Origin of the sequence: Oribacterium sp. NK2B42 (assembly GCF_000424445.1) — a bacterium.
GTDB lineage: Bacteria > Bacillota > Clostridia > Lachnospirales > Lachnospiraceae > Oribacterium.
Map to the genome: position 1 here is coordinate 1 of NZ_AUJX01000055.1, position 20,651 is coordinate 20,651.

Sequence of the window (20,651 nt, forward strand, 5' to 3'; positions counted from 1 at the left end):
TGTGCAAACAGCGTCAAAAGATGTCAGGTGGATTTCGTAAAGAAAGCGGAATCCAAATGTTCTGTGACATAATGAGCGTCATAAGGACAATAAAACGCCGAGGGATGAACATTTTTCAGAGCATCAAAGATCTTTTTGCAGGCAGACCAGTCATAGTTTGACTGGTCTATTTGAAGTTGCATCATTCTCCATCCTTTCCTCCATGAGCAGGGGTGGGGTCGTAACCATAAGTCCTTCCACTACTTATAGTGGGGTGGGCGAATGGAGGAAAGGATGTTTCTCCATTTGGTATGGGTCGGCTGAACTGTTACAAAGAAGCAGTGGCAACCCTCATAAAGCTGATGGAGGATCACCGAGACAACCTTGTTGTAATATTTGCGGGATATACAAAAGAAATGCAGGATTTTCTCAGCATGAATCCGGGTATACGATCCCGTATAAACACCTACATTGATTTTCCGGATTATAGCGGGAAGGAACTGACCGACATATTCAAACTCATGTGCACTAAGGCAAGTTATTCTCCAAGCAAGGACTGCCTTAAATACACTAGGGAATATTTCGAGAAAAGATCAACAGAAAAGATCGTGAACTATGCAAATGCAAGAGATGTAAGAAATTTCCTTGAAAAAGCAGCTGCTAATCAAGCTAACCGATTGGCAATGAATCTTGATAAGAAGATAAGTAATAGAAGCATCATGGCTCTCAATATGCAGGACGTTGAGAATGTAGACCTAAAAAAACAGGATGCGCCAGAAGAAAAGCATCACCGATTAGGATTTTCGTTGTAGATAAGCCTTATCCCGTGAGTCCCCTCCCATAATTCTTATGTAACAGTTAAAAGTAATGTCAATGATACCCACCACCTAAAGGTAGTGGGCTTGCGTAAAAACAAGCTATGTTGACTAGCCTAAGTGCCTCGGCACTACGTTAAGAGAGAATACATAGTCACCTGTGGATGTAGTACCAAGTCTGCAGCTCTGAGGTCAGTGATTAAACAGCCCTGTGGTATAGGGGCAGTGTTGCTGACAAAAACCTCTTTTTAACCTTGGCGATGGTACACCAACGGTCAGATATGTACCGGCTTACAGCATAAAACATATCAATACACGAAAGGAGTACCGCATATGGTTTATGTGATAAGTAAAGACCGACATCCTCTTATGCCTACAATGCGGTATGGCAAAGTGAGACGGATGCTTAAATCAGGTCTTGCTAAAGTAATAAACAGATATCCGTTCACAATACAGCTTTTATATAATGCTACAGATTATACACAGGATGTATTATTAGGTGTAGATGCAGGCAGTAAGAACATAGGATTATCGGCTACGACCATTAAAAAGGTATTGTTCGAAGCCAAAGTCACACTAAGAAACGACATAGTTGAACTTATAGGCACTAGACGCGAGCAGCGCCGTACAAGGCGTAACCGTAAGACAAGGTATCGTAAGCCGCGATTCGATAACCGTAAACGTTCCAATAAGTGGTTAGCTCCATCTGTAAGACAGAAGATGGAGTCTCATATCAACATGGTACAGAAGGTGCATAAGATTCTCCCTGTATCACGTATAAAGGTAGAAACAGCTTCCTTTGATATCAAGAAGATAAAGGCCCCCAATATACAGGGTACTGACTACCAAAACGGTGAACAAACGGGGTTCTGGAATACAAGGGAATACGTACTGTGGCGAGACGGTCATGTATGCCAGTGCTGTAAAGGCAAGTCAAAGGATAAGATACTTAATGTCCACCACATAGAAAGTCGTAAAACAGGCGGTGATTCACCTGACAACCTCGTAACACTGTGCGAGTACTGTCATAAACAGTATCATATGGGAAAAATAAAACTCCCTAAGACGATACGCAGGGGAATGAGCTTCAGGGATGCATCATTTATGGGTATCATGAGATGGGCGGTGTATGACAGACTGAAGGGATTATATCCTGATGTAAGCCTCACATATGGATACATCACAAAGAATACACGCATCAGGAATAACCTGCCTAAAGACCACCATATAGATGCACGGTGTATCAGTGGCAACCCGACAGCTGAAAGTGATGGCACAGTATATATCTATAAGAAAGTACGGTGTCATAACAGGCAGATACATAAATGTAAGATACTAAAGGGCAACATACGTAAAAGAAACCAGGCACCATATAAAGTACATGGATTCAGGCTGTATGATAAGGTTCTGTATAATAATGAGCTGTATACCATATATGGACGAAGGGCCAGTGGTTTTTTCGATATAAGGAAACCTGATGGTACAAAAGTCAATAATGGAAGTATCAGCTGCAAAAAACTGAAACTCGTGGCTATGCAGCATGGCTATATAGTAGACATGACTGCATCCGCATGATATACGGGCTCCTCCCACCAGCTAAAGCAAGTGGGTTTCCGCCCTAATTATGAAAGATAAATATTATGAAACTTGGAACAAAAATAATAAACATGATTGGATACCGAATCTTCAACAAGCTGTTGTATAGACTTGTGAAGATAACCTTAAGAGCAATCTTTCATATTTGACCCAAATGCACCCATAGTGGTGCATTTTTTTTAAAGAATTAAAGAAGAAATTTAAAAATTTTCAAATAAATACTGATACGTTCAAATCCCCTCCCATAATTGATTAGAATCCACTACAAAACAAATTAGCAATTGTAATCGAATATTCGAGGAGTAACATCTATGGACTTATTTAACACCGCTAGTGCCTATGCAAATATCCTTGTACAGGCAAAACTACTTGCAGAACGGGAGCAGAAGGACGATAATGCTGCCCATGCACTAAACAATCGTCTTCATAACAATGCATTTTGCGGCCTTCTGTATGAAGGCGCAGATTTTGAAGTGTTGGAAAGCGAATCCGGAAAACTTATAAGGATTGAGTTCAACAATAACTCATACGTAGTTCCTGACAGAGCAGTAAGGAACATATTGAGGAATGACTATGACAGGATCATTGGCTGCAAAGAAGTTGTTTCTGTTAATAAAGAGGAAGCTGAAACAAAAGAAATATCATCAGATATAAGGAAAGAGATTTCGAAAGAAACAGCTGAAATGCCAAAGGAGTCAGCGTCCGATACGGTAGTATCAATCATTGAAACTGAAGAATCATTGCCTAAAGCAGATTCTGATGAGCCAAAGAAGCAGACCGAAACTGAAAGCAAAGATGCAATGCCTAAGGCAGAGAATAAGAAAAATGAGCCTGCAAGAAGCAAGGGCATAATAGTGGATGAAGATGCCTTTTTTGTTGGAGGAGAACTTGATCATTCCATAGTCAGAATAAAAGAAGATGGCAGCATGGCTGTTGAAGCAAGAACGGAAAATGATGTTCCTGAAAAAAAGACTGAAGAAAACACTCCGCTTTCTGCTTTCACAGCATATGCGAATGATATCGAAAGTGACTTGGAATCAGAAGATGAAGAACCGGATTTCCTTGAGAGAAGACCAATTTTCAAAAGAAAAAACATAGAGAACGTAGCATCTAAGGACAATAACACAGAGAGCAACACTGAGACAGTAAAAGAGGATCAGATCTTAAAGCATGGCTTCTTCAGAAAGAAAACCGATGCCGGAAACAATGAAAACATAAAGACGATTGTGAAGCCGGCTCAGGAGGTATCAAGAAAAGGCTTTTTTTCAAAAAAGGATGAGTCTGAGAAAGTAGCGGTTTTATCTAACGACGAAAAAGAAAACGATAAGCCTGTAAAGCCATTGTTTGGATTCACTCCCAAAAGACCAAAACTCAATAAAGAAAAGGAAGATGTAGTTCCTGAAGAGATAAAGGTATCCAAGCTTGAATTATTTGATGACGAAAAGGAACCGGATCATTCAAATGACAGGGGTAAGCTCTTTAACCATATACATACAATTGTTCTGAAACGTAGTTTTGGAGCAGCTGAGATAGGACCATATCGTTTTATCATCTGGCCGTCATGGATATACAACCGGACTACCGGAACAGCCTTTGCTGAAATACTTGTGCATGTTACAGATCCTAATGACAAGGAATACATTTTTGTCACACAAAAGCGCGAGAATGAAATAAACATGACAATAGATGGTAAGACATTCAAAGTTTACGGTACATGGAATAGTGGCATTTTCACATCTCATGTAAGTCTTACCGGAAAAACTGCATCTATATATCAGCCAATAGAGGAAATAAAAAAGAATGTACCGGAGGATTTCAGTAATGAGTTCCTTGACCAGTTCCGCTTAGAAAAGAAAGGACAGCCATCTCTCTTTATTGTTCCATTCAAATGTTATAACGGCGGAGAAGAATACATTCCAATAACCGGATTCGTAGAGTTAAACGGTGTAAAAACAGCACTCCCACGACTTCCCAGAAACGAGCTTCGTTACACATACGGTGGTATAGAGCGTGTGGTAAGGGGATTCTGGAAAGAAGGAGTCTTTGATTTTACAAGCGATGATGCAACCAGACTTATTCTATTCAGCCAGGAAGGAGCCTGATTAATAAAATACGATAAAAAAGAGTAAGAATTTAGACTGCAACACCAACTATTAAAAAGAACCTTTTAATGCCGATTCTTAAAAAGATGTTGACTCGTTAATTATGCAAGCGTATAATCCCAATTGTCGGAAGCGGACGCTAAACCGTAAAGACATAGTGGAGAACAAATTCATACAGATGTAGATTCATATCAGCAGGTTTATGTTGATATTGTTTTCTATAGATGCGCGGATGGTTTTTCACTAAATTTATACCTGATACAATTACTAAGCCTTTCGCGAGATGCGGGAGGCTTTTTTGATTCTTAAAAATAAAACCATTCCTCCGCATTTTATGAATTTCATGCTTTATTGTATTTATTCAAATACAAAAACCGGTTTAATCGAAAATTTCTATCAGCAGCCTTGTCCGATTTGTCAAGCACGTGATACTATGCTACAGTTGTTTTAGTAATTGTTCATATAATAAATCTATAGATTTTAGAACAATTGCACAAGAAATCATATTACAAGCTTACAGATACACCGGACAACAAAACAAAATATCCGGGCAGGATACATTGCAGGTTTTTGGGGTAGAAAAGCAACGCAACTTAGGGGTAAAAAGAGTCAGTATGAAAAGATTTTTTGGGGGGATTGAGTAATGACTAGTTCAAAGGATAGTTTTAAAGAGTATTTTACAAACAAGGGATTATCTGATGTAGCGCTCGATGATATGTATGACGATTTTAATTGCGCTGATTATGAAGTACGTGATTATGATGACAGTGAAGATGAGTATGTCGCTCTTGACGAGTCAGAAAAGAGTTTTGCCCGTGACGTTCTGCCTGATGCAGAAATAAAGCCTAAGGAAGAGATGATTAAGATCTTCACACGAATCGCAGCCGTTGTAAATGATCCTGATTCCATGGAATATGAGATCCAGGATGCACAGGTTGAAGCACTCTCTTATATGAAGGGTGTTATCAGATCCATCATAAGCACAAAGTTCAAAGAGTATGTAAGAAGGGATCCTTCTTTCGCTGAAGACCTTACACAGTCAGCATGTGAAAATCTCATCAGAAACCTTGGCAAATATGATGGTTCAAGGGGAATAGCTCCTTCTACATTCTTCTATATACACCTGAAGTCAGGAATGGTTGCTGTTACAAATGAAATGAAGAACTGCACATCGCCTAGCGATGCAGCACTTCGTCGCAAGATCAATAAGATCGACAAGCAGTGCAAGGAATATGGCTATGAAGCTACTATTAGGGACTACATCGTAGAGACCGGGGAATCTCGAAGCAATATCGAGACCACTCTCCGTGCCATGAAGATTAAGACAGGTCACCTTGATGCAATGGAACAGTATGATTCATACATCGCAGGAGATGAAAACCAGTCACTTGCATATGAGAATCCAGAGTCAGCAGCTATTCGCAAGGTACTTGGTGAGAAGATTGTAGAGAGATTATCAGAAATCTGTGTAGATGAAGATATTTTCCTTTTTGAGATGAACAGAATAGAGCACATTGATGTACCAGAGATTGCAAAAAGACTTGGAAGAGTCGGAGAGGAAGATAAGATACGTCGTGCTGTAAAAGAAGTAACTACTGCAGCCAGTTTCGATCCTGTTATCAAGAGACTTGCAGCCGGACTTGGTTATGGCAAAGAGCCAAACTCATCTCTTTTAAATATCATTAATCTCAGCTCACAGGATGAGAATATGCTCGATCTTGCTCCTGAAGAGGGGTATTTGGTAGTTTAATAAACCCTTGTAAGACTGAAAAAAGTAGCGTATCCGATATTTTCGGATACGCTACTTTTTTGGAATTTAAATAAAAAGATGTCCATGCCCGCGCAGGCAGGGGGAAGAAAGGGGTTTTTTTACGCACGGGTGTAGACCCATTCGCCGCCAACCATGGTGCGCAGAACGGAGGTATCCACTATCTTTGCGGGATCGCAGGCGGTGATATCCTGCTCCAGCACGACCATGTCCGCCTCCTTGCCGACGCTGATGCTGCCGTACCGGTCCTCGGACTGGAACTGGCGAGCCGCGTTCAGGGTGCAGGCCTGGATCATCTGATCAACCGTAGCGCACTCGGAGGGGCAATGCAGGGAGTCCGGACGGCCCGGCTGATAACGGGTCACGCCCATTTGAATACCTTCCAGCGCATAGGCTGGGTAGGTGATGGGGTAATCACTGGCGGAGGACACGACAACGCCCTCATCGAAGAAGGACTTTATCGGATGCATGGCCGCCGTGCGCTCCTTGCCCAGGCCGTAGCTCTGGATGGGCTCGAGCTCAGGCGGCAGGGGGATCCAGAACGGGTCGGTGGAAGCCACAACGCCCAGCTTTGCCATGCGGGGGATGTCCGCATGGTCCACGACCTCCAGGTGCGCGACTGCGTCCCGGAGATCACAGGGTCCGGTCTGCGCATTGGCTTTTTCAATGGCGTCCAGTGCCATGGCCAGCGCCCCGTCGCCGATGGCGTGCAGGTGCACCGCCATGCCGAGCTCATGGGATCTTCTGTACACCGCGGTGAGAGTGTCCATGTCCATACGGAGCTGTCCGTGGTTATTAATCTTCTGCGACTCGGGATCGCAGTAGGCCTGCTTCATATAGGCGGTCCCGAGGGTGGGCGAGATTGTGCCGTCCAGCTGGATCTTGGTGTTGATCAGATCGAACATGGGGCCCTTCGTGCGCTCTCTGAGGGCGGCTGCGTGCTCGACCTCGGCGATGGTGTCGTGACCCTCCGCCTGGAACACCTGGTAGGCGCCGTAGGCGTGCATCTTGAGCTTGCCCTCTTTGTCGAGCTCGTGCAGCGCCAGTACCTCGTTGTCGGTGTAGTCCCAGTTGATGATCGCGTCCATGAAAATAGTCATGCCATGGGCGAGATACTCCTCCTGATAACGCAGGAAGCCTTCCTTGTACTGCTCCACCGTGAAGCCGACGAGCGGCTTGATATAGGCCATGGCGCCCTCGCGGAACCAGCCGGTGGGGGTGCCGTCCTCATATCGGACAACGATGCCGTCGCTGACATCGGGCGTATCCTTGCTGATGCCGAGGCGCTTCATGGCGGCATGGTTCACCAGGTAGGAGTGAAGGCCCATGTCCGCGAGGACAATGGGCTTGTCCGAGAGACCGTCCAGCATATCCGCGGTGGGACCGAAGGGGCCGAATACTTCCTTCACAGGGAGGAAGCCGAAGCCCTGGTAGACCTCATATTCCGGATGCTTCTCAATAAGCGTCTTGATCCGGCCTATAAATTCGTCAACATCGAAGACCTTCAGCAGATTTGCCTCGAAAAGCTCCACCGCGCCGCCGACGGAGCAGTGGCAATGACCATCGGACATGCCGGGGATAATCAGGCCGCCCTCATAGCGCTCTACCTTCGTGTTCTCGCCGATGAGCTCCTTGACGCCCTCCACGTCGCCGACGTAGATGAAATGGCCCCCGAAGATCGCCACGGCCTCGGCCTTGGGATTCTTTTTGTCCACCGTGTAGAAATTACCGTAAATGACCCTCTCGGCGAACTGGTCCTTCACATCAAACTGGAAACCGGCCTGGTTCAGCTTTTCGGAGATATTATTCATAAATGATTCCTCCTGTTAAATAATCAGATTGAACTACTTGTCAGACATATACGGGTATCCGAAAAAAGTGGTTGAAAAATCCACTCTCGCCTTCCTTAAAACCAATGACAATTTTTAGAACCACACTCAGAACATACGCGGCCACTTTGTTCCCACCGCTGAAACCCGTCGAGAACTTCCTCTCCATCAATTATAAGCTTGTCCTCTTTGTAATAAGCTGTGCCATTTTCTTCTTTGCTTTTTAGCCAAATATTAAAGTCCTCTGTTTTAAGCTTTGTATCCAGTAAATATGCCAGCTTAGTATATTTAAGGTCTTCTCTTACAACATGTGCATATACTGATGTCTCAGAATGACAGTCTTCACATATTATTTCTGCTATCATTAACAATCTCCTAACTTATTAAAAAATACCCATACATTATATAATCTTCAACCACTAATTGCGGTTAGCCCAATATACGTTATTTCACTTTCTTTCCGCTGAAATAAACATCTTTCGGCGAGTTGTAGCTGAAGCCCTCCTGCTCCGCCGTGAGCAGATCGTTGTCAAACACCAGGAAGTCCGCGTCCTTGCCGGCCTTGATGGAACCCTTTTGGTTCTCGATGCCAAGCTGAATGGCTCCGTTGATCGTATATCCCAGAAGCATTTCTTCTATGTTCATCCGTTCGTTGAGCGGAGGAAGCACTTCGGCCGTTCTCTTAAACGGATAATGCCTAGTCTTCTCGGTGATCTGCCGCGTCATTCCGATTTCCATGCCCTGATAGGGGTTCCACTGCATAAAATCCAAAAAAGCGATTGAGTCGCTTGACCAGGTCACCAGGGCGCCGGTGTCCCACACAGTTTTGGAACGGTATATCTTCCGAACGCGCTCCTCGCCCAATATAGGCGCAAGGGGTGCGGGATCGTCGGCATGCCAGTTCGGCGTATAATTCGCGAAGACGCCAAGCTTGGCAAAACGACCCAGATCATCATCATGCTGGGTGATAAGATGGGCGCAGGTCACCTTCACATGGTAGGCATCGCCCAGCTCTTTTTTGACGATTTCAACGGCATCCAGAGCCACACGGGAAGCAGCCTCTCCTCCGCAATGCAGGTGCAGGTCCAATCCTTCTTCGTTGAGCTTTCTAAGGAGATCCGCAAGCTCTTCCACATTGAAGGCCGTGACGCCGGTCTCCCCCGTATCCGCGTAAGGAGTGACCAGAGCCGCGGTATGGAGGGTCTGTGTACCATCCATAAAGATCTTCATGGTATGGATCTTCAGGTGCTCCGTATTGTATTCCTGCCGGAAACGCTTCAGCTCTTTTAAGCCTTCCTCCGCCTCCCAATGCGCCGCGATCACATAGCATCCGTCAATATAAACCGGCAGCTTTCCCTGCAGGTCCAGAGCACGCAGACGCTGGTAAACCCGCTCGTGGAATTGGGGATAGCCCGGGATGCCTGAATCAAAGACACAGCACACACCAACATCAACGGAAAAATCGATCCAGCGCTGAAGTGCCGTGTCGATCTGCTCATCGGTCAGATCCATGGCGCTGTCGAGCATGATCGGAACCTCTGCTGACCCTTCAAAGATATTTCCGGTTACATGTCCATCCTTACGGACATAGTAGCTAAGGCCCGGCACGGGGTCCGGCGTGTCGTCTGTAATGCCGTGCCGCTCAAGGAGCTTGCTGTTCACCCAAAGGCTGTGACACTCAGCTTCCTGTATCTGTAGCTCAGCGTCAGGGCAGATCGCATCGAGATCTTCCTTCGTGATCTCTTCCCCGTGCAGAAACCTTCTGTCAAAAAGGAATTTGTAGCGTTTCTCGCCGGGGTGCTCCGCAATGTACTCCGACATGGCTTTCATAAGCTCCTGCTTACCCTCGCACTGAATCTGTTTGCCGAGATCCGCGTATTCAAATCCGACGGGCATGGTCACATGGACGTGGCTGTCTATGATGCCGGGCATGATGAATTTGCTCCCGAGATCGGTGGTGGGACCCTCATACGCCGAAAGTCCGGCCTCGTCGCCCACATAAACAAACTTCCCGTCCTTCACCGCAAGGGCACTTGCCATCGGTCTGTCCTTATCCGAGGTGAAGATTTTCGCGTTTTTGATGATCCTGTCTGCTTTCATGCTAATATCTCCTAATTGTTTTATATTTTCTTCCTTAGATTTGATGTACCTGCTCTCCTTCTTTGCGGTCGCCTTATGGGGATCCCCTTCGGCAATATACACGCTGCTACTGTCATTTCACAAAAGCGGCAATGTTGAAAGAGGGCTTTATGAAGCAGCCTTATAGTCTGACACTGGTTCGATTATATCACAGGAATAAGATGATTTATCCCTAACTTTTTGAAGAATGTACGCTCATATATTAATCCAAAATGATAAATAAAATATATTTAACCAAACCATAAAAAAGTATAGGCACAAAAATTACAAAAGTGGAAAAAAATCTTCCCATAATTAAAAGGTAAACTAACAATTGGCCATATGTATACTCTTTTGCATTAAGGAAATAAATAAGATTATTACCAACTACATCTGTTTATTTACAAACAAGCACTCCGAATGTACCTGTAGTGCTATTGCATACTCAAATAATAGGACATGATTATGATACTTAATGCAGAAAATATGGCCCACAATTTTTGAACGATATGTATCGTTAGAAAGAGAAGAGGGAAAAATGAAATATTTTGAGGATGAAAATGCCGATCTTTATTACCTTTACGATCAGGTAATGTTTGGTCAAAAGCCGTCACTTGGAAAGGAGCTGTTCTTATCATCATACAATGGTCGAAAGGAGTACACATCCACTGATCAGCAGAGGGCTATAGAAGTCATTAAGTATGCCTTCGAATGTTACATGGGATGGACTCCCGAACAGACAGCTGCAAATATTTCCGAGGATATCCTTAAGCATCTCCATCTGAACGGTCTTGTTTCACAGAGAATAAAATTCCCGGCAGAATTAACTCCAATGAACAATCTTCATTACCTTGTTCATCTTATGTATCCGGACGAGTTTCCATACGATGCAAGAGCAGCGGTTGAAAGCTATTACGACAAAGTTATATCCGGAGAGATTCCAAGATTCCAGAAAGGTTTCTTTGCGACAGAAAACAATGAAGGTCTAGAAAGAGCCTGCATATGTTTTGCAAGGATGCTCCAACTCGCACGCCCTTTTAGCTCTATAAGGGAAATGTATAATTTCTTTTCAAAAGGCGACTGCAAAAAGCTTATAAACGAATATAAATTAACTTCAGCCTGCAGGGATCTTTTCCAGTTCCCGTTAGATTTTCTTCATTATTCTCTGCCGGAGGAACAACGAGATAATTGTCATTATCACGTGTTAAGGGTTACCCTTATGAGGCAGAATCATTTAAGACGCTTGCACAGGGCTCAAAAAGAACAGTGTGAGGCTGTATAAGATAGATTCGGTAAAAGTCGTGCCATGGGTTCGACTTTTTTTATTGTTAAAAAACTTTCTTACCAAAAAGTTCAAAAAATCTCTCAAATAATACTTATAGAGAAAAAACTATTCCCATAATTAAACCGAAAGGAGAGTTTGATTATGAGCGCAGTTTTAATATGTCCGTTTTGCGGACGGCAATTATACGAATCTAACGGCGTTGAACTGATCCGTTATGGAAATAGAGAATATCACGTGGAGCTTAGCACCATCAAATGTGATTACTGTGGCACTAATGAGCTTGCCACGGGATGGGGGAAATTCTACAAAGACGATAATACAGAAGCAGGTAAAAAACAGGAAGAAAAAGAGCCGGAAAAGTTTATCGGATCCGGAGATGAACAGATACTGAATCCTAAATGGGTAGACCGGAATCCTTTATATAAGGCACTGATCTATAGCGATATCACATTCCCTTACAATGTACCCAAGTGGCGTTCAGCCTGGTATCTGAGAACCCACCGTCCGAAATTAAGGATTGTCCTTGGCGGAGTACTTTACGATACAGATTATGCAAATCTTCTCACAACAGATGACTGGCATGATAAAAACAAAACAGTAAGGACTTACTATTACAGGATGCCGAGAGGCGATTACTTTTCAATACAGATAGGAGACGGGCAGAAGGACCACTTCAGACGAATGAGCGAAATGGAGATACAGAGTAAACTCGGTAAAATTGCTCCGGATATATATCTTAAATTTTTCCCTATCGGCGAAAAAGAAGAAGTGAAGGACGAGGGTAAGTAAGGATGAATATAATAAGACAAAAAGCCCTCGATATGGTCGATAGTTCTATTGAAAGGAAGAACAAGAAACCACATACACAAAAGAAGGTCAAACAGCCAAAACCTGTAAAAACACATAACCCTTTCAAGAGTCAGAGCGGGGGAACGGCGCAAAACGTTATTACGGCTGTGGTGCTCGGTATTGTCCTCATATACTACTGCTCAAAGGGCAATTATGGAGTTGAGTATTATGACCAGGAAATGGCTCCTCTCTACAGATTTATGGATGGACTATCAGGCGAGGCAGGTAAGGTTTATTTTGGCGGAGCTTTTATACAGCAGCTTTTATGGGTCCTCGGTGGATATGCCCTTATGATCTTCTATTTTGTCATGGACAGAATAAATAATCGTCACTATGCGGATTACGAACAGCAGGGTACTGCAAAGTTCATGACTCCTAAGCTCGTAAAGGACTTCAACATGGTTTACAATTATCCGCTTGGTCAAAAATATGCGAAGAGCAATTATGAAATAGGAGAGGTAAACCAGATATATTCACAGCATTGTCAGATTGCACTTAACACAAGAGTTACGGGATTCAACCTTAACGCCATATGCGTCGGTGGTCCCGGTACCGGTAAAAGTTTCCGTGTTGTACTTCCGAATCTGTGCTCTGCTCATGATTCATTCGTTATAACGGACCCATCATCAGAACTATTGAAGAAAACAGGAAATTATCTCGAAGAAAACGGATACAACATAAAGGTTCTTAACCTCATCGACATGGTACATTCAAACACGTACAATCCGTTCAATTATTTAAGAAGCGAACAGGATGTCCTTACTCTTATACAGTCATTCATCAATGCAACAAATGACGGTGTAAAGGCAAGCAGTGATCCATTCTGGGAGAAAGCGGAAATGGCACTTCTGCAGGCACTTGTATTTTACGTGACCATATACCAGAGTAAGCAGTTCCAGAATTTTGCCACTATCGCCAATATGCTACGTCGTGCAAAAGCGGATCCCAAACAGACCGAAACAAGTCTTGATAAGCTATTTAATGAGATACGTTCCTATGACAAAGATGATATCTGTGTAAAGCAGTATGACATCTTTAAGCAGGCAAGTGATAAGACAGCACAGTCAATCCTTATCACCACATCCGTAAGACTTTCAATGTTCAATATCAATGCCGTTAAGAATCTCACATCTACGGATCAGATGGAACTGGAGCTTACAGGTGACAGAAAGACAGCGATATTCATCGTAGTACCTTCCGGAGACAATGCCTATAAGGCACTGGTTAACCTTATGTACACACAGCTCTTTGATACTCTTTACTATCATGGACAGGTTGAATGTAATGACGGTGCACTTCCTCATCATGTACGCCTAGTGCTGGATGAGTTCGCGAACATCGGAGTCATTCCTGGGTTCCAAAATAAGCTCACAACCTGTAGAAAATACAATATTGAAGCCCTTATCTTTGTACAGGCCGAGTCTCAGATAAAGATGCTCTATAAGGATGATTATGAGACCATCATCGGTGCATGTTCAACATACATTTACCTTGGTGGAAACGAGCTTTCCACTATGGAAAACCTCTCAAAAAGAATAGGCGAGACCACCATAAGAGTAAGAGACCATTCTTATTCACATGGATCAAGAAATTCATCATCAACATCATTCAAGTATACGAAACGTATGCTTATGACTGTAGATGAGATTAGACGTCTAGCTCCTGATGAGTGTCTTGTCTTAATACAGGGCCAATATGCTTTCTACGATAAGAAGTATGACACCCCTAGAGATGAGAGGTTCCAGAAGAGTTGTGAACTGGGCCCTTATGTATTCGAATACTGCAACACAAGAACAGAGGACATAAAGGTTCTTGAAAGAAAAAGAAAAAGGATAGCAGCACTCGTACAGCAGAGATCATCAAAGAAGAAAGCACCTAACGAAAGAGCCATACAGATGAGCCCTGTGCAGAATAGGGATATTCCAACAGATGAACAGTCACAGGCACTCTTGCAGAAACACGTTGAAAACAGGACGGTTGTTCCTCAAATAGATGAAGCTAATTTTCTTGCTCACGGTGCTACTGTCACTCAACACCGGTCAGATGGTACGAAGACTGAAAAGAATGCCCTTAAGAGCAAGCCAAAGAATAATTTTGAGATGAAGGGATATACAGATAAGCATAACATACAGACTTTCACGTCCACATCAGGTACAGAATCACTGATGGAGAGTCTCGATAACATAATAATTTAAAGGAGAGATACATTATATGACACATGGTACGACCCCAATAAAGGATACGGTTTTGTCACTGGTGAAGATGGCAATGATTATTTTGCACATCAAAAAAATATAGTAGCTGAAGGCTTTAGAAAGTTGATTGCAGGTAAGGAAGTGGATTTTGTTCCCTGTACTGAAAACGGGAGAAGAGTAGCAGAAAAAATAGAGCCCCGTGAATGAAAAAATGCGGCTCGGTAAAGAGCCGCAAAAAATCACATCATACTCTGGAATCCTATACGGATTTCATTTCTATTAGGATCAAGGAAGGGTGTCATGTCATCGGTTCTCAAAGATTTGTCAAAGTCCTCCTTTGTTGAGCGGTATCCGCTTTTAAGGATAGGGATAGGCTTGAAAGCATTCTTCTTGTCATCGTCTGTCTGATACCCTTTCCCTTCAAAGCAATACACCTGATAAAGCTCATCGGGTTCATCGTCTCTGTGAGGCGCTGTGCAAACACCGGGCTTTAGCCTTACAGGTTTATTTGTTACGGTGTCTATCAGATTGTACTGCCTTCTTATTGATGAAAAGATACTGGTGGCAACGGATAACTCAGGAGTTCGTTCTATATCATGATGCTTAAAGTTATTTGAAGCTGAAACAGTGCTCACAAGCCAAAGTGGATTAGAAGGAAAATATCTTGCGACATAATCCTTTACTACATTGGAAGGCAGTTTGTCGAGATAATGAATATTTTCCTTTTCGATTGGGATATGAAACACATTCAGTGTCAGATGCCTAAACATCGCACGAATAAGACGCTCCTCGTGATGAAGATTAGCTTGTTCAAAACCTTTACGGTCAATGACGGTAACCGTACCTAACAATGCCTTTCTTTCAACAAAGTCATGACGCTTTTTGATAGAACGAAGGCTGCCATTTGCAGGACGTACTTTTATCTGGTCATACCCATCAAAAATCCTCGGCGTTCTTTCCTCGATATAGTCCGTTATCAGTTTTTCACCTTTTTCATTCGGTTTTGTCTTTATGTGTTTACCCATAAGCTCCGGATAAAAAGGATATTTATTAATAATGCCTAAGGGATTGTATTCAAAATCTCTGAGTTTCATAGCACACCTCAATTTAAAAGTATTTCTATTCTAATTATGGGATACAAATCCTTATGAAATACGGTTGCTGATAGAAATTTTAGAAAATTTTTCAGAAGAAAACAAGAATATAGAGAAAACACAAGTTAAAACATTTATCCGTAAACATAATTGCTTTATAGAAAAAAGAACACATTGTAAAACAGAGGAGGAAATCATGGCTAACGTATCATTACCGCCATTAACAGTTAAATGGGACGATATCACATTAGGAGAAGCTGCGTTGTTTACTGCCAAGGGGATAGAAAGTGTATTTGACCCTATGACACGACGTGCAGGTAAAGATACACTTGTAAAAGTAAATTATGCTCGAATAACTTATCCTTGGAGGGATGAAGGAAATCCTAAGGGTAAAGAAAACGAGAAGGAACCACCCCTTGATCCCACAAAGAAGAGCCTTGATCCGAGCGCTCCAACTCATTACGTCCTTGCAGGAGATAAACTTCACACAAAAATAGAAGAGGAATTTGCGAAGAATCATGTACAGTGCAGTATTGTTCAGTATATGATCCCTGACAAAAATACGGAAGGCAAATTCAATGCGGTTTACGTATATTATCCGGACAAAGAAGATACAGAAAAGACAAGACATATAGTAAATGACATCAACCTTGCAAGAACCAGTTATTTCAATGAGATAGAGCCTAATAAGCTGGCAGAATTCTGTGATAAGATGGGGCGCGAGGTTGCATTACACAAGAACATATCAGAGCTTGAGTATGAGCAGATGTCGTCTAGAGGCATCGGATTTATGCATACAGTAATAAAGAACAGAGACGGTTCCGTCACACTTGCTTTTCCGAATGACCCTGTTGTAGTAAATGAAGAGAACAAAGTCTACAACGAATCCCACATTTTCCTTTCCGGACAGACCGGGAGATGCATAACCAGTCTTGAAAAGGAATTTAATGACAGCTGTAAGAGTGTTATGGCTCATATCGCTAACAACATGGAAAAGACCATAGTTGTAGATACCATGCACCCTAATAGATTCCTTGTAGCAGATGCAGACAGTGTTAAATTCTATGTCCGTACACCAGAAATGGACATACAGGAGAGAGACATACCAAGAAATTCAAACATGAGTAATGCCTTTCAGCTTGATGTATATGCAGGTCTTAAAGCTTATGGTCAGTTTGAAAGAGTCGAGCAGAAAGATCTTGAAGAAAAGCTCTTGGAGGTACGGAAAGAGCACGAAAGAGAAGAAGTTGATGCACGAGTTAAGATGATAGCCTATAAGGAACAGCTTCTTCCCATGACAAAACAGCTTGTTGAATTTACATCAATGGCACGATTGACAGAAGACAGAAATGCTATAAGAGACATAATGGAGCAGAGTGTAAGAGAAGGCAATTTCGCTAACCTTTCCGTATATCTTGACAAAGATGCTGCAATCAGTAATGCCATGGGGGCACCAACTGTAAAGGAAACGGTAGAAACTGAAGATAAGGGAAAATCCGTTGAAAAGATAACCGAAAAAGAAATCCATGAATTAAGGGATAAGTTATCATCAGAAACCATTGAGACCGGAAAAGTACTGTATGAACAGTATTTTTCTGAATACGGACTTTCAGATGATGTAAGAGCACACCTTGAGACCTGGTTTGCATGTGAGCCTGCAGTACAGCTTTTATCACAGGAGCAATCCGAAATACAGAATGCGATATCCTACGATATCACTGCAACTGTAGATACCTGCGCAAGCGAGCGGGTTGACGTAATAGAAAATATGGATACAAGAGAATTTGATGAGTTCGTAAGAGAAACCGAAGACATATCTATCGATTTCAGCTTTAATGAAGGTCCGGCAATGGAAGATGAAGAGGAAGAATATGATTATAGTAATGATGAACTATAATTTTACTTTAAAAAAGATTTGAATGAGTTAGGATACAAGCAACAGGAGGAATTCTCAATGACTGATAGAATAGAACTTGCAGAAAAACTTATAGAGATTGCGAATCGGTGTGACTGAAATAATCATGCACAAAGAACCTGTGACCTTAACGAGATAGACGGGGGTGTGGAAGCTTTGCACGATGCAGCTAACATCCTTAGAAAAGGACTTGGAAGACCGTCTGACGAGGGGTGGCCTATAAACCTTCTTCTCGAAATCGGCATAGTATGTACCGTAAAAGAAGCAGAGTCCATAGAAGAAAACCTACTGTATGTGATGGATTCTCTTAAGGAAAGGGATAAGCAAATACTTATTCTCAGATACAAAGAGGGAAAAACCTACGAAGAGATGTCTGAAATCATAGGTGTATGCCACCAGCGCACCCAGGAAATTGAACACAGAATACTTCGGAATCTCTCAAGGCCGGAACGGATAGATGTGATCTGTAATGGTAAAGAATCAGTTAATTCATATCTTAAACACAAGGATGAATTCGTCGATTCGCTTTCTCAACTTAAATCGGATATACAAACGATAAGAGAACAAATCGAAGAAAAACCAACAACGTCAAATGACACAGAAGCCACCGGTACAAGCATATATGAAAAGCCGATCTCGTATCTTGGACTTTCTGTAAGAGCTTATAATTGTTTAAAAAGGTCGGGGCTTCAAACAATTAAGGATCTTGGTGACATGACCAGAGAAAAACTTTTATACACAAGGAACCTTGGACCAAGAACGGTAGAGGAAATCATAAACAAGGCAAGAGAATTCGGCTTTGAGATTAAATAAAATCTAGATGCGGGATCTTTGATCTCGCATTTTTTGTGCCTTTAAAACAGTTTTCCCCTTCCATAATTCAGGTATAAAGAAAGACGAAAGGAGCTTAACACATGAATCTAACACAAGCTGAAGAGTACGATTTAATGAAAAAGAACCACTTATATGATCCGGAGAACAAATATATTGGTGATGGACAAATATTGGGTACAGAAGAAGAGGTAGGTTATGATGACGGTGTCGATTATAACGGGGACAGTCTCGGATACATGACCGACACTAACCACGACGGAGTATATTCTTACGGAAGGGATGTGGATGAGAGAAAAGAAGAACAATCCACTCTTCTAAAGGACCAGATCTATGGCATAGACACAGCTGTGTATGCAAGAAGATTTCAGGAAGAAGCCACAGCAGATGATACATCTCCAGAATACTTGAACACCGGTTTGAAAGAGGATGCAGAAATCGAAGACATAGTAGACAATTCTGATGACATTGATTCGTGGTTTGCGGATGAACAGGACGATGATACTTGGCCTGAAAATCCGGAGTTCAAGAACAGAGTGTATGATCTTTCGGAAAAACAAGAGAGTCATGATGGACCTGAAGAAGATTTGGAAGAAGAACTGTGAAAGTATCGCTGCCGGAAGAGAAGGACGGAAAAGTCTGTTGATATCAAATGCGATATATCTTTCATCATGGGATAAAAAAATGATAGAAATACCGGAGCTTGACTCACAAAAAGAACTGCAATTTGAAAAAGAGTTTGAAATTGCGTTAAGCTTGAAAAAATAGAGTACTTGTGAAGCCTCACACGACTAAAGTCGCGTGCTTCCAAATATGTGAGCAAATAAGAGAAAGATGGCGATGCCATTGTTCTCTTATTTTTTTACATAACCCCTCTTTAAGAGGGTGGACTGCGTTTCTACCATTCAGCCTTAACTCAGATACTTATGCCGCTAAGGACATAAGCTCCGCATTGAGGTTAATTAATGTAGATAACGTGCTGGTGCTTCTCTTACTGCATTGAGGAACTTTTGCCTCAACAAGTAACCTTGAATTCACATCCAAGGATTTTAATATCTCACGTATAAAATATCTTGCTCCTATATTGTAGGATGCAGATAAATCACAGTTGTATGTTTTTCCGTTCTGGAACTTACAGAGTTCGTATGTGTTAAAGCCGCCATCTCTGCCTCGGAGCACATATCCACTGCCGTCATATGCCAGTTTTGATGTTCCCCATGCATTGACATGGCTTATACGCATACCAAGCCTGTGGGCTTTATTTGTGACGATGGACTGTACTTCCTGACTACGCCATAACTTGAGTCTCTGCTTTTTTGAACCACTTGCCTTGCCTTTCCTATCCAGGTGCTCGAACACTACTGCATCTGCATTGTAGAGTACGGCGGTCTCCATGATAAAGTTTGCAGTTTTAGTAGCTATGTTATGGTTTATACCTTTGGCTTTAGCCCAAAGCCGTGGCATTTTGCGATTGCCGTGTTGCTGTGCCTTCTTGATACGGTTTATGCTGTGTCCGAGATGGTCTGTTTCTCTTTTGAGACTACAGAAGTGTCTCCCGAGAATAGTGCCATCTGGATGCATCACAGAAACCGTAGCTGCTATGTTAATGCCAAGGTCTACGGCAACAATGGTCTGATCATGTACCGAAGTATTTGATAGTTTTACCTTTTCCTCAAACGGAAAATCCAGGAACCATTCCTTGCCTCGTTTTTGGAGTGTAGGGGCACACTGTTTACGTTCATTGCAACGTCTGCAAACATAATCCATATCGGACTTTTTAAGGTCAATGTTTATCCAGTCCCATGTATTACGGATATATACTTTTATCTTGGCAGTATACTTGCCCGTCTGGTCATACATCACAGTACGGTACATTGCCGGATAAATAAAACCTGCTTTTGGGTATGACGGTCTGCTACCAACAGGATTTTTCATCCAGTTAGAAAGGTTCCCCATATAAGATGATACTTTACCGATAGCTTCGTTAATGGCACCCCGGCGCATATAGCTGGGCATCTTATAGAACTTCATGTCAAAGTCCGGATATCTTGGAGATGGATTATCTTTTGTCGAATGGCATAAACGCTCTACGAACTGTTGACGTAAAAGGCTACCATCTATTAGGGATAGGATTTTCCACTCATTGAGGCAGACTGTTATGAGATAGTCCACAGCATGTCTATACACACTTATAGTATTTTTGAATATACTGTTGTAATGTTTGATCTTTACGCTGTAAGTGGAATAGATCTTCATACTGTGAGCCTCCTTTCTA

At 42.5% G+C, this 20,651-nt stretch carries 17 protein-coding genes and 1 pseudogene; 12 read left to right on the plus strand and 6 right to left on the minus strand.

Going from position 1 to position 20,651, the window contains the following annotated elements:
• Positions 1 to 23 precede the first annotated feature (23 nt).
• The gene (locus tag G625_RS22490) at positions 24 to 185 is read right to left on the minus strand and encodes a hypothetical protein (RefSeq protein ID WP_156885126.1); all 162 of its coding nucleotides are present in this window, start codon (positions 183 to 185) and stop codon (positions 24 to 26) included.
• A 105-nt stretch (positions 186 to 290) separates the two neighbouring features.
• On the opposite strand from G625_RS22490, the gene G625_RS0112680 reads away from it, so the two are divergent.
• From G625_RS0112680 to G625_RS0112695, 4 genes are all read left to right on the plus strand, one after another.
• Entirely contained in the window at positions 291 to 791 is a 501-nt protein-coding gene (locus G625_RS0112680) for a hypothetical protein (RefSeq protein WP_029201410.1), read from the plus strand.
• Positions 792 to 1,127: 336 nt separating this feature from the next.
• Positions 1,128 to 2,369, plus strand: coding sequence for an RNA-guided endonuclease IscB (gene iscB / locus G625_RS0112685; RefSeq protein WP_029201411.1), 1,242 nt, complete (start codon positions 1,128 to 1,130; stop codon positions 2,367 to 2,369).
• A 332-nt stretch (positions 2,370 to 2,701) separates the two neighbouring features.
• Complete coding sequence (locus tag G625_RS0112690) at positions 2,702 to 4,492, plus strand: hypothetical protein (RefSeq protein ID WP_029201412.1); 1,791 nt, start codon at positions 2,702 to 2,704, stop codon at positions 4,490 to 4,492.
• A gap of 643 nt (positions 4,493 to 5,135) precedes the next feature.
• A complete protein-coding gene (locus tag G625_RS0112695; protein ID WP_029201413.1) occupies positions 5,136 to 6,242 on the plus strand; it encodes a sigma factor in 1,107 nt (368 codons plus the stop codon).
• A 119-nt stretch (positions 6,243 to 6,361) separates the two neighbouring features.
• Here the strand turns inward: G625_RS0112695 and G625_RS0112700 are convergent, their stop codons facing one another.
• The 3 genes from G625_RS0112700 to G625_RS0112710 form a co-directional block, all read right to left on the minus strand.
• Complete coding sequence (locus G625_RS0112700) at positions 6,362 to 8,071, minus strand: amidohydrolase (RefSeq protein WP_029201414.1); 1,710 nt, start codon at positions 8,069 to 8,071, stop codon at positions 6,362 to 6,364.
• A gap of 95 nt (positions 8,072 to 8,166) precedes the next feature.
• Positions 8,167 to 8,454 carry a hypothetical protein gene (locus tag G625_RS0112705; protein ID WP_029201415.1) on the minus strand — a complete coding sequence of 96 codons (288 nt, stop codon included), beginning with the start codon at positions 8,452 to 8,454 and terminating at the stop codon, positions 8,167 to 8,169.
• A gap of 79 nt (positions 8,455 to 8,533) precedes the next feature.
• On the minus strand, positions 8,534 to 10,189 hold the full coding sequence (locus G625_RS0112710) for an amidohydrolase (protein WP_029201416.1): 1,656 nt from the start codon (positions 10,187 to 10,189) through the stop codon (positions 8,534 to 8,536).
• Between the two features lie 556 nt (positions 10,190 to 10,745).
• Between G625_RS0112710 and G625_RS0112715 the strand changes: the two genes are divergently transcribed.
• From G625_RS0112715 to G625_RS22015, 4 genes and pseudogenes are all read left to right on the plus strand, one after another.
• On the plus strand, positions 10,746 to 11,489 hold the full coding sequence (locus G625_RS0112715) for a hypothetical protein (RefSeq protein ID WP_029201417.1): 744 nt from the start codon (positions 10,746 to 10,748) through the stop codon (positions 11,487 to 11,489).
• 144 nt (positions 11,490 to 11,633) lie between these two features.
• Positions 11,634 to 12,281, plus strand: coding sequence for a hypothetical protein (locus G625_RS0112720; protein ID WP_029201418.1), 648 nt, complete (start codon positions 11,634 to 11,636; stop codon positions 12,279 to 12,281).
• A 2-nt stretch (positions 12,282 to 12,283) separates the two neighbouring features.
• A complete protein-coding gene (locus tag G625_RS21470) occupies positions 12,284 to 14,536 on the plus strand; it encodes a VirD4-like conjugal transfer protein, CD1115 family (protein WP_049895894.1) in 2,253 nt (750 codons plus the stop codon).
• A gap of 36 nt (positions 14,537 to 14,572) precedes the next feature.
• Positions 14,573 to 14,743, plus strand: a pseudogene (locus G625_RS22015) (cold shock domain-containing protein); the annotation flags it as partial.
• Positions 14,744 to 14,775: 32 nt separating this feature from the next.
• Here G625_RS22015 and G625_RS0112735 read toward each other — a convergent pair.
• On the minus strand, positions 14,776 to 15,630 hold the full coding sequence (locus G625_RS0112735; protein ID WP_029201419.1) for a hypothetical protein: 855 nt from the start codon (positions 15,628 to 15,630) through the stop codon (positions 14,776 to 14,778).
• 196 nt (positions 15,631 to 15,826) lie between these two features.
• Between G625_RS0112735 and G625_RS0112740 the strand changes: the two genes are divergently transcribed.
• The 4 genes from G625_RS0112740 (at position 15,827) to G625_RS0112755 (ending at position 19,144) form a co-directional block, all read left to right on the plus strand.
• A complete protein-coding gene (locus G625_RS0112740) occupies positions 15,827 to 17,527 on the plus strand; it encodes a hypothetical protein (protein WP_029201420.1) in 1,701 nt (566 codons plus the stop codon).
• Between the two features lie 165 nt (positions 17,528 to 17,692).
• Positions 17,693 to 18,358 carry a DNA-directed RNA polymerase subunit alpha C-terminal domain-containing protein gene (locus G625_RS0112745; protein WP_156885127.1) on the plus strand — a complete coding sequence of 222 codons (666 nt, stop codon included), beginning with the start codon at positions 17,693 to 17,695 and terminating at the stop codon, positions 18,356 to 18,358.
• A gap of 101 nt (positions 18,359 to 18,459) precedes the next feature.
• The gene (locus G625_RS0112750) at positions 18,460 to 18,981 is read left to right on the plus strand and encodes a hypothetical protein (RefSeq protein WP_029201422.1); all 522 of its coding nucleotides are present in this window, start codon (positions 18,460 to 18,462) and stop codon (positions 18,979 to 18,981) included.
• Positions 18,947 to 19,144, plus strand: a complete 198-nt coding sequence (locus G625_RS0112755) for a hypothetical protein (RefSeq protein ID WP_029201423.1) — start codon at positions 18,947 to 18,949, stop codon at positions 19,142 to 19,144. Before G625_RS0112750 ends, G625_RS0112755 begins: the two co-directional genes overlap by 35 nt.
• 156 nt (positions 19,145 to 19,300) lie before the next feature.
• On the opposite strand, the gene G625_RS0112760 is transcribed toward G625_RS0112755, so the two are convergent.
• Positions 19,301 to 20,632, minus strand: a complete 1,332-nt coding sequence (locus G625_RS0112760) for an IS200/IS605 family element transposase accessory protein TnpB (RefSeq protein WP_029201424.1) — start codon at positions 20,630 to 20,632, stop codon at positions 19,301 to 19,303.
• Positions 20,633 to 20,651: the final 19 nt, after the last annotated feature.